The 4,042-nt window shown below is 74.5% G+C and carries 5 protein-coding genes and 1 pseudogene; 5 read left to right on the plus strand and 1 reads right to left on the minus strand.

The annotated features are described in order from the left end of the window. The 5 genes and pseudogenes from MXD58_RS22005 to MXD58_RS22025 form a co-directional block, all read left to right on the plus strand. A pseudogene (locus MXD58_RS22005) lies at positions 1–283 on the plus strand (hypothetical protein); the annotation flags it as partial. A gap of 33 nt (positions 284–316) precedes the next feature. After that, on the plus strand, positions 317–1,033 hold the full coding sequence (gene fabG, locus MXD58_RS22010) for a 3-oxoacyl-ACP reductase FabG (RefSeq protein ID WP_248840714.1): 717 nt from the start codon (positions 317–319) through the stop codon (positions 1,031–1,033). Between the two features lie 252 nt (positions 1,034–1,285). After that, the gene (locus MXD58_RS22015) at positions 1,286–1,591 is read left to right on the plus strand and encodes a hypothetical protein (protein ID WP_248840713.1); all 306 of its coding nucleotides are present in this window, start codon (positions 1,286–1,288) and stop codon (positions 1,589–1,591) included. Further along, positions 1,588–2,679 carry a ferrochelatase gene (locus MXD58_RS22020; protein WP_248840712.1) on the plus strand — a complete coding sequence of 364 codons (1,092 nt, stop codon included), beginning with the start codon at positions 1,588–1,590 and terminating at the stop codon, positions 2,677–2,679. Before MXD58_RS22015 ends, MXD58_RS22020 begins: the two co-directional genes overlap by 4 nt. Positions 2,680–2,835: 156 nt before the next feature. Next, entirely contained in the window at positions 2,836–3,351 is a 516-nt protein-coding gene (locus MXD58_RS22025) for an Rv2134c family protein (protein ID WP_250609837.1), read from the plus strand. Here the strand turns inward: MXD58_RS22025 and MXD58_RS22030 are convergent. Continuing rightward, on the minus strand, positions 3,348–4,042 hold a 695-nt coding region (locus MXD58_RS22030; protein ID WP_250609838.1), incomplete at its 5' end, for a class F sortase. The genes MXD58_RS22025 and MXD58_RS22030 overlap by 4 nt on opposite strands.

Below are 4,042 nucleotides of genomic sequence, written 5' to 3' on the forward strand. Positions count from 1 at the left end.
GGGCACGGCGAACACCTCGCCCATCGACACCCGCACGGACCGCCGCCTCGGTGGCCTTGCCGTCAACGGCCCGCTCGGCCACCCGGACGACCAGGGCGGCCCCGATCCGCGGATCCGCCCAGGACCCGCCGACGCCCGGCTGGGCAGCCCCGGGCCGCACCCGGATCATCACCTGCATACCAGGCATCGTGCCGCACCGCCGCACCGCCGCACCGCCGCACCGCCGCACCGGCGGGGCGCGGCACCGTTGGCTTCGGATCGCGCCGTGCTCGCGCTGGGCTGAGGCGCCGCCGGGTCGGGCGGTTACTATCCCGCCATGGTCGAAAACGAGGGTCGCGTCGCCCTGGTCACGGGCGGTAACCGCGGTATCGGTGCCGCCTGCGCCGTCGCACTCGCCGCCGCGGGCGCACGGGTCGCGGTGGCCAGCCGGGGCGGGTCCGCCCCCGAGGGCATGTTGGGGGTCCGCCTCGACGTCACCAACGCGGAGAGCGTCGACAAGGCGTTCTCCGAGGTGGAGGCGGAGTTCGGCCCCGTCGAGATCGTCGTGTCGAACGCCGGCATCGTCCGGGACACGCTGCTGGCCACGATGAGCGAGGACGCCTTCCAGGAGGTCGTCGACACGAACCTGCTCGGCGCGTACCGGGTGGCGAAGCGGGCCGCACGGCCGATGATGAAGCTGCGGCGCGGGCGTCTGATCTTCGTGTCGTCCGTCGTCGCCTCCGTCGGCGGCCCGGGGCAGTCGAACTACGCGGCGTCCAAGGCCGGCCTGATCGGGTTCGCCCGGTCCCTGGCCCGCGAGCTCGCCCCGCGCAACATCACCGCGAACGTGGTGGCGCCGGGGCCGATCCGCACGGACATGACCGAGGCGTTGACGGACGCCCAGCGGCAGGCGCTGACCGCCGCGGTGCCCGGCGGCCGGATGGGGGAGCCGGCGGATGTCGCGGCTCTCGTGGCGTTCCTGGCCTCGCCGGCGGCCGCCTACATCAACGGCGCGCTGATTCCGGTCGACGGTGGCCTGAGCATGGGGCACTGACCGCCTGACGGTGGCAGCGCCCGTGAGCGGGGGACCATCCTCCCGTACCGGTCCAGGCCGGGCCGGGCGGCGGCCCGTGGGTGGGTGCGCCGCGGCGGTGGCGGATATCGTGGGCGACGCAGCCTTGCCGCGCCGTCGTGCCGCTGCCCCGTGTCAGGGCCTTCGGCCCCAGGCCCTCGGATCTCGGGGGGCCGGACCTCGGGGCCGCCGTGGCGGCGTCCGGGTCGCAGTGGCCACGAGGGAGTGGGTCCGATGAGCGTGATTCGGGTGGAACCGCGCGGTGGCCGTGACTTCGAGGTGATGGTCGCGGAGGAGACCTCGCCGGGCGTGCCCGGGCTGTCCTTCGCCTACCAGGTGCGGGTCGACGACGCGGTCCTCGCGGCGACCGGGGTCGCCGTGGACGACGAACCGGGCCAGATCGCGCTGGTGCGCACGTCCTTCGAGTACCTGCTCGCCCGGGAGTCCGCCCGGTCGATCCTGCGGTCCTTCGAGCTGTCGGACATCAGCCGCTACTTCCCGACATATCCGGCCGACATCGCCGGCCGCGTGCCGAGGTGAGCGTCGGCGTACCGGCCGGGCGGCGCACCGGGCGCGGCGAGTTCGACGCGCTGCTGCTGGTGTCCTTCGGCGGCCCGGAGGGGCCCGATGACGTCGCGCCGTTCCTGCGCAACGTGACGGCCGGCCGGGACGTGCCCGCGTCCCGGCTCGAGGCCGTCGCCGAGCAGTACGCGATGTTCGGCGGGCGCAGCCCGCTCAACGACCAGAACCGGGCGCTCGCCGAAGTGCTGCGGGCGGGCCTGCCTGAGCTGCCGGTGTACTGGGGAAACCGGAACTGGGCGCCCTATCTGGGAGACACCGTCGCGCGGATGGCCGCCGACGGTGTCCGCCGGGCGGCCTGCTTCGTCACCTCGGCGTTCTCCTCCTACTCCGGCTGCCGCCAGTACCGCGAGAACATCGCCGCCGCGCTGGCCGCGCTGCCGCCCGGCGTGCGCCGCCCGGAGCTGGTCAAACTACGATTGTTCTTCGACCATCCCGGGTTCGTCGAGCCGATGGTGGAGCGCTGCCTGGCCGCGCTGGCCGAGCTGCCGGCGGCGTCGCGGACCGGTGCCCACCTGCTGTTCACGGCGCATTCGCTGCCACTGTCGCAGGCCCGTGCCAGCGGCCCCGAGGGCGACGCCTACCCGCGTGAGCTGCGGGCGGTCGCAGCGGTGATCGCCGCGCGGGTCGAGGAGAGCACCGGCGTGCGTCATCCCACCGAGGTGGTGTTCTGCAGCCGCAGCGGGCCGCCGGCCGTCCCCTGGCTGGAGCCCGACGTCGGCGACCGGCTGGCCGAGCTCGCCGCCCGCGGCGTGGCCGGTGCCGTCCTCGTGCCGGTGGGTTTCATCAGTGATCACATGGAGGTCGCCTACGACCTCGACGTCGTAGCCTCGCGCCGGGCGCGTGAAGCCGGCCTGGCGGTGACCCGGGCCGCCACGGTGGGCACCGATCCCAGGTTCGTCGCGATGGTGCGCGAACTCGTCGACGAGCGGCGGGACCCGGACGTGGCGCGCCGGGCCCTGACGGAGTTCGGGCCCTGGCCCGACGACTGCCCGGCGCACTGCTGCCGCCCGCCCGTCCCACCGGGTCGAACGCCGGGTGGGCGGTGAGCGCCAACCCGCCAGGACGAACGCGGTGGGCGGCCAGCGGTGGACTCGTCCACGATGCGGCGATACTGATGGAGACGTGGGGCGAGGCTTAGCCCCCTGCCTGACGGGAAACCAGGACCGGACGACGCCGGCAAGGATAACGGAGCGATCGGAGATATGCAGCGCTACGTGTTCGAATCCCCCGATCGGTTCGTGGTGGGAACCGTCGGGCAGCCCGGCGACCGGAACTTCTTCCTACAGGCCGCCGACCGCGGCCAGGTCGTCACGGTGGGTCTGGAGAAGACGGAGGTCTCGGCGCTCGCCGACGGGCTGAACACGCTGCTCGGCCAGGTCGGCCAGACGCAGGGCATCGCCCTGCCGGCCGCGGCGGACGTCGAGATCGACCTCGCCCCGCTGGACGCGCCGTTCCAGGAGGACTTCCACCTGGGGCAGCTCACCGTCTCCTGGGACGGCAGCCGCGTGTTCGTCGAGGCCGCGGGGCTTTCCCCGGGGGAGATCCGGCTGCCCGACGCCGAGGACGAACTCGACTCGCTGCGGGTCGGCCTGTCGATCCGCCAGGCCCGCGCGTTCATCGAGCGGGCCCGCACGGTCGTCGCCGCCGGCCGCCCGCCCTGCGTGCTGTGTGGCCGTCCGGATGATCCCGGCGGCCACTTCTGCCCCCGACTCAACTAGCGGGTGGACGACACGGGAACGGCGCCTACGTAGACGTTGTCGGTGTAGGAGCCCGCCCGGGCATCGAACGCCCCGCCGCAGGTGATCATCATGAGGCGGCGGGGGCCGCGGGGCCCGGCGAACGCCGTGGGGTCGACGCCGCCGGACTTGGGGCGCGCGAAGACCCGCGACACCCGCCAGGCGGTCTGGGCCCCGTGCGGGTCGCTGGTGAAGACGAGGTCTCCGTCGCGCAGGCGGGCCAGGCGTCCAAAGGCGAAGGGGGGCATGCCCCGCCAGTTCACGTGGCCGACGATCGTCACCTCGCCGGCACCGGCATCAAGCGCCGCCGAACCGGACCACAGCCCGACCTCGGTCGGGGTCCGCGGCGGAACGAGGGTGCCGTTCACCTCGGTGGCCCGGCCGATGCTGGCGGTCACGCCGAGCGCTGGTATCCGCAGGCTGGACGGCGGCAGGTCCCGCTGTCTCGGCGGGAGCGGGCGTCTTCCCGCGCTGGCGGGGCCCGGCAGCGGACCGGGCATCCGCGGGCCGTCGGCCGCGGGCAACGGTGCGGCCGCGGGGTCGGGACTGGCCGGCCATCCCAGGATCGCCAGCATGATCCCGCCGACGGCCAGGGCGCCAAGCGCGGCCGCCGACCAGGCCGACCGGGCCGACCAGGCCGACCGAGCCGAGCGGCGCGCGGTCCGCCGCGACC

Source organism: Frankia sp. AgKG'84/4 (assembly GCF_023242965.2).
Classification (GTDB): domain Bacteria; phylum Actinomycetota; class Actinomycetes; order Frankiales; family Frankiaceae; genus Frankia.

Bases quoted from the DNA above. Each gene is read 5' to 3' on its own strand.
- fabG (WP_248840714.1), top strand. From the start codon at position 317: ATGGTCGAAAACGAGGGTCGCGTCGCCCTGGTCACGGGCGGTAACCGC.
- MXD58_RS22015 (WP_248840713.1), top strand. From the start codon at position 1,286: ATGAGCGTGATTCGGGTGGAACCGCGCGGTGGCCGTGACTTCGAGGTG.
- MXD58_RS22025 (WP_250609837.1), top strand. From the start codon at position 2,836: ATGCAGCGCTACGTGTTCGAATCCCCCGATCGGTTCGTGGTGGGAACC.